At 39.1% G+C, this 5756-nt stretch carries 7 protein-coding genes; 4 read left to right on the top strand and 3 right to left on the bottom strand.

Annotated elements, in window-relative coordinates:
• Positions 1 to 767: RepB family plasmid replication initiator protein (locus JMW94_RS14445; protein WP_201604870.1), on the top strand; the 767-nt coding region annotated here is incomplete at its 5' end.
• Between the two features lie 12 nt (positions 768 to 779).
• Here the strand turns inward: JMW94_RS14445 and JMW94_RS14440 are convergent.
• The 3 genes from JMW94_RS14440 to JMW94_RS14430 are packed head-to-tail and all read right to left on the bottom strand — an operon-like array spanning position 780 to position 2452.
• On the bottom strand, positions 780 to 1412 hold the full coding sequence (locus JMW94_RS14440; protein ID WP_201604869.1) for a hypothetical protein: 633 nt from the start codon (positions 1410 to 1412) through the stop codon (positions 780 to 782).
• Positions 1413 to 1433: 21 nt separating this feature from the next.
• Entirely contained in the window at positions 1434 to 1733 is a 300-nt protein-coding gene (locus JMW94_RS14435) for a hypothetical protein (protein WP_201604868.1), read from the bottom strand.
• A gap of 2 nt (positions 1734 to 1735) precedes the next feature.
• Positions 1736 to 2452: a TIGR04255 family protein gene (locus JMW94_RS14430; RefSeq protein WP_201604867.1), complete on the bottom strand. Its 717-nt coding sequence runs from the start codon at positions 2450 to 2452 to the stop codon at positions 1736 to 1738.
• Between the two features lie 289 nt (positions 2453 to 2741).
• Here JMW94_RS14430 and JMW94_RS14425 point away from each other — a divergent pair, with 289 nt between their 5' ends.
• From JMW94_RS14425 to JMW94_RS14415, 3 genes are all read left to right on the top strand, one after another.
• Complete coding sequence (locus tag JMW94_RS14425) at positions 2742 to 4298, top strand: MobA/MobL family protein (protein WP_201604866.1); 1557 nt, start codon at positions 2742 to 2744, stop codon at positions 4296 to 4298.
• A 2-nt stretch (positions 4299 to 4300) separates the two neighbouring features.
• Positions 4301 to 5125 carry a hypothetical protein gene (locus JMW94_RS14420; protein ID WP_201604865.1) on the top strand — a complete coding sequence of 275 codons (825 nt, stop codon included), beginning with the start codon at positions 4301 to 4303 and terminating at the stop codon, positions 5123 to 5125.
• Positions 5126 to 5430: 305 nt separating this feature from the next.
• Positions 5431 to 5756: RepB family plasmid replication initiator protein (locus JMW94_RS14415; protein WP_201604864.1), on the top strand; the 326-nt coding region annotated here is incomplete at its 3' end.

Here is a 5756-nt window from a genome sequence, read left to right as displayed (position 1 = left end):
AAACGGCGTACGAAGTTCTTATTGATGCTGAAACCTCTTTATTTAAGCGTTATTTTACATTTCTCGATGAGCGGGATGGTAAGCCAGTTAAGTCTCATTGGGTAAGTCAGGCAAAGTATTTAGATGATGAAGCAATCATAGAAATAATGCTTACACCTGCTGTGGTTAAAGAGATTACACGTATTGATGCTATAGAAGCTAAAACCCTATTCACAAGATTTGCGCTTGAGCAGGTAGCACCAATGAAGAGTGTGTACTCTGTTAGGTTATACGAACTACTCAACCAATGGAGGCAAGCAAAAAAGGTAAGCTTTGATCTGGACATTTTCAGAGGGCAGTTAGGTGTTGAAGACAATGAATACAAGGCAATGAGCGACTTTAAAAAGCGCGTTTTAGATCTTGCAGTGAAAGAAATAAATGAAAAATCAGACCTAAAAGTCAGCTACGAACAGGTTAAAAAGGGCGTGGCTATAGCAGGCTTTAAATTTAAGGTATTAACTAAGGCTCAGCCAAAAAATGCGAAAAAAGAAGCTGTCAGAGATGTGAACACAGCAGATATGTTCACGATTGAAGGGTTGAGTGATAAACAACTAGCGCGTATCGCTCGTAATAAGCAGTTTATAGCAGACTATAATCATATGGTTAGCTCTACCAGCGCCGCAGGTCAAGATCAAACTGCATGGGACTTTGAAATGATAAATCGTCTCAAAAAAGATGCATCACAGTTCAAAAAACGACCTATTAGAGATTATCTTGAATACAAGTAAGGTGGGTATTTTTTAAAAGCAGATCCCAGCATCTCGATCAACCTTGTCATGGAATCGACATAAATTTACTGATAGCTGGAAAGTGAATAGATATGAGCCAAACTGATTAAAAGATTTCATGTGTTGGTTCAAATCTAGAACATGTCTAGGCAATGAAAAAGCTCTATCCAATGCTACAAAGTACCCCTTACCTTCACGAGAGTAGTTAAATTCCTCATCTATTGGCAAATAGAACAAGTGAGAAAGCTGATAACTGATTAAATTGTCATAAAAATCGTTAATTTTCTTTTCACTTTGATGGTTATCACGAAGTTTTTGTTGATATTTTTCGATACTAAATATGGGCGCTAGAACACAATCTATTGGACTAACTCTAGTGTTCCCAACATCCATATCGCATGTATTACTTAATATAATACAATTCGCAGTAGGTACAGTGAAAAAGCTTTCGCCCATCCAAGTAGGAAAGGGAACATTTTTTAGTATGTCCCCTTGGAGGAAAAAATCATTGTTGTTGTAAGAGAATGGATCATTTAGGACTCGATTACTTTCCCAAAAGCTTTTAAGTGCAATCCTTATGGCTTTTCTTGTTGAATCTGTTAAATATGAAGGGAACATCCTCGAAAAATCGTCAGCTGAACTCACAATTATTACCTGTCTAATAATTTAAAATAAATCAAGTATGTTTTCTGACAAAATTCTAGCGAAGTCATCATCTAATGTTTTTGTATTCTTACTCATTCTATCGAAAACTTTGACTAGCATAACGTCTATGTTATCTGACTTAGTTTCAGTAACGGAAGAAAAAGTTTGAGCAGATTTTTTCATAATAATATGCTCATCGGACTTAGTAGGATTGTAATAATTATTATGACTATGCGCTGTAGAGGTTGCAGCTAATGCTGACATCATTATAATCCCGCTCAAAGTCGGAGAGTTTCTAGATGCTGTGTTTACTTGATACATAGTTATAGTTTCCTTTTATTATCAGGGTAAACATTCTTGAATTCTTTATAAACACGTGTGTGCAATCCTTCGAGATTTTCTTCTATTTCGTGCCTATCAAAAGAAGTTACGTTAGCTATTAAATCAATAATTAATAGGAACCCTGTCAATCGTGTTTCCTTGCCATCTACATCACAAACATTACGAACTCCTACTTGTGAGGAGGCTCTTAACATAGTGGTATACATGCCATCCGTAGATTCTGTCCTTAATTCAAAGTTATCTTCAAGATTAAATTCGTTTTCTCCTAATGAAACAGAGAAACTCAAGTCATCACTAGATAGGTAGTCTTCATTAAATAAATTGGTATATTTCAATGAATACCTTTGTATTTCTGATGTTTTATTCTTAGTTTCTAATATATTGATTACTTTTAAGACTAGGGGCTTAAATTCTTTCCAGCCTTGGTACTGACCAGTAACATAGTTTTTGAGGATCACTAGTGAACCATCAGACACTAATAAGCTAAAATCTTTGTAGACTACTTTATAAGAAGGAACATAATAAAGATCGTTTTGCTGAACTTTTATTTCCTCAGGGATCTTGGAGCCTTCAGAAGTTTCAACTTTTACGGAGTTTGGGAACTCGTTATTAGTTTCCAAGAGTAGTTTAGTTGCTAAGTTATTTTCAGGTTGAAAACGGATTTCAAATGCAACCTCTAGCAATGGTATACGAGACATTATCTTACCTTAAAAAATAATTAACAATCGTTAAGATTTTTTGCTTTAAATGGTTTTTTTCAAACCGTAGCAAGGTTTGTTCATAATTATAGACAAGGTATCATACTATGAATACCAATATAAACCTCTAAAATGTTTTTTGGTTGCGTCCCTCTGACTAAGAGCGCGTTTTCGAGAACTGTGATATATTCACCTAACGGTTCATATCTCCCAATTCTCAAAACACGTTGGGGACACCCCAAACCCCAAAAAACCACCCTCAAAATAGGCAGTCGTTATGGCGATATACATGGCAAGCACCAAGTCAATATCGAGAGCAAAAGGACAAAGTGCGATTGCGGCCGCTGCTTATCGTGCTGGTGATAAATTGCTTGATGAAGACAAAGAAAAGGGGAAAACACATGACTATGAAAAACGCAGTGGCGTATTGAGTGCCGATATTATTTTGCCCTCTAACTTAGCTGATGGTGAGATTAGCAGAGCCGAATTATGGAACATGGCAGAACGTAATGAAACCCGAAAAAATAGTCGCGTGGCTCGTGAATGGTTGGTTGCCTTACCGCATGAATTGAGCGAACAAGATCGCAAAGACTTAGCCCATGACTTCGCCAGAACCTTAGCCGATAGATATCAGGTGATCGCAGATTGTGCGATCCATGTACCAACCGATAAGGAAATCGAGCGCGGTGCCAGTCCGCTTAACTTCCATGCTCATATCTTATTGACCACGCGCACGGCCACCATCGACGATGACGGCAAAATCTACCTCACCAAAGATAAGGCCGACAGCGAAATATCAGACGACGACCGCAGAAAAAAGGGCTTGCCGCGCATGAGCGTAGAAGTGAAAGCCGTGCGTGAGCTGTGGGAACACAGCGCCAACAAGGTATTAGAAGCAAAAGGCCACAACCTGATCGACAGCCGTAGCTATAAGTCACAAGGTATTGACCTCGTGCCGCAAATCAAGATGGGGAAAGACGCAACCCACATGGAGCGTAAAGGAATACCGACCGCCAAAGGTCAGTTTAACCGTGAGATTATCCAATCTAACGAGCTGGTTTGGAACAAACACCTAGCCAATAACCAAAAAACCAATGATAAAGCGGATCGTACCATCGCCGACCTGCGCGAAAGCAAGCTATTCATTGTCCCAGACATGCCTAAGCCTAACTTTAAGCCTAAAAAAGTCACTCAGGAGAGAATAGAAAGCGCCAACAATACGGTAAATAGACTAAAAGCGATACGACTTAACCGTGAGAAGGCACAGCAGGTCGAGCAAGAGCGCCTACAACAGCAGCAATTAGAAATAGCGGAACGGAAAGAACGGGAACAGGCCGAACAAGAGAAACTAGAGCGCCGAGAGCAAATACGCGAAAGGATTGCTATGGAGACAGGGGAGTTTAAGCACTTCTATCAGCAGCTAGAACAGCAGCCCCTTAGTGTTGATCAGTCGCACTTGCAGAAAATCGATCAAAATAGCGAGTTTGGAAAGCACCTTGTCGCCATTCTAGCCACAAATAGCCACATGCAAGCGCTGACACGCTATCAAGAAGATCCTAGTACTACCAAACACCAAAGAACGCTTGCAGAGCTACAGTATGAGCGTTTAGGCAATGATCTTATCTCACATTCACAATCTGCTTTAGAGAATGTAAAAAACTCGCGACACAGTTTGTCGCAAAAGGCCAATACAGCGGCATTAAAGGGCGTATTTGATGCTATGGTACCTGAGCATAAGCAAAACCTCTCTGAAACGCAGCAGGAGCGCCTACAGAGCGTCTCAGTAGCCATTAATGACCATAGCCATGATATCAATCGAAGTCGTGGCATGACCCTAGGATTTTAAATATGACCGACAACGCCCAGTCGATTGAAATAGAAGAATTGGTACTCACCCTTCACGCACTGATTGAACAGCAGCAAGAGCTACTAGCATACAGTCAGGAGCAGGGTAAAACCAACAATGAGCACGTACAGCAAATATCAGCAATGATAAAGCAGCTCACTGGGCTATTAAAAACTTATCAGGATAAAGAACAGCTAATCATAGATAACACCAATGTAGCACTCAAAAATAATATCAATGCTGCTTTTCAGCAAAACCAAAAATCTTACCATGCACTGATAGATCAAGGGTTTACTACGCATATAGATACAGCCACCAAAAGACTATCAACGGTTGCTGTTAAGATTGAAAAGCAAATTGATGATCTTGATACTGCTGCTCATAACTCAAAAACTGAATTTGAGAGTAGACAGGGCTTTTTCAAAATGTATGAAGATACCTACGATACTCAAAGCCGAAAGATGAAAGAGAGCGTAGATAGCACAACGACTGCTGTTATCGACAGTACCAAAGAGAGACTTGATGATGTGGCTAATGACTTTAGCTATAACTTAGTCAAGAATCTTAGCTGGAAGATAACGGCTATGCTTGGAACTGTCTGCCTTTGCATTATGCTGCTAACGTTTGGTTCAGCTTGGTTGTTTATTCCTAGCAAGGCTGAAATTTCTCAAAGGCAGTCTCAATACAATGCGCTTGAGAGAGCTCAATTATTTAACAAGGTTATTCAAGCGGATGATGGTTACTACGCAGAAGTAGATACAACCAAATGTAGAAAAGATTTTAAATCTAAGTTTTGGGGTAGTTCGACTTGGTGCAAATTTAAGTAATTATAAGCCTGTTTCTAAGTAGTAAAAAAACAGCTTTTTATTTTTAGTTATCAACAACCAAAAATGTTTTTAATGTTTTTAATGCTTTTAAAAGCTTTTAAGTCGGCTATAAGCTTTGAAAACATTGGCCTGTGGAGGTCATTAACGGACGTTTACCTGTCAATTAACGGACGTTTACCTGTCAATTAACGGACGTTTACCTGTCAATTAACGGACGTTTACCTGTCAATAAGGGTCTTTATTTGTTTACGTCCCTTAAAAGACATGATAAATTAGTGTCATTAATAAGATATGGGTTTATAGACATGAGCAGCAAAAAATCAAAGAATGAGGTTGTTAAAACTCATAGATTAAATACAGCTCTACAAAAGTTATCACTTGCTGAAATTCGACTTATGCAGTTAGCGATTATAGACGCGAGAGAAACAGGCACAGGCATAGATACCGTAACTCCCTTACCTATTCACGCAAGTCGCTATGCTGAAGCGTTTGGTGTTACAAGACAAACGGCGTACGAAGTTCTTATTGATGCTGAAACCTCTTTATTTAAGCGTTATTTTACATTTCTCGATGAGCGGGATGGTAAGCCAGTTAAGTCTCATTGGGTAAGTCAGGCAAAGTATTTAGATGA

This window comes from Psychrobacter immobilis, assembly GCF_904846185.1.
Taxonomy (GTDB): domain Bacteria; phylum Pseudomonadota; class Gammaproteobacteria; order Pseudomonadales; family Moraxellaceae; genus Psychrobacter; species Psychrobacter immobilis_B.
This window is presented reverse-complemented; position numbering and strand designations above follow the sequence as displayed.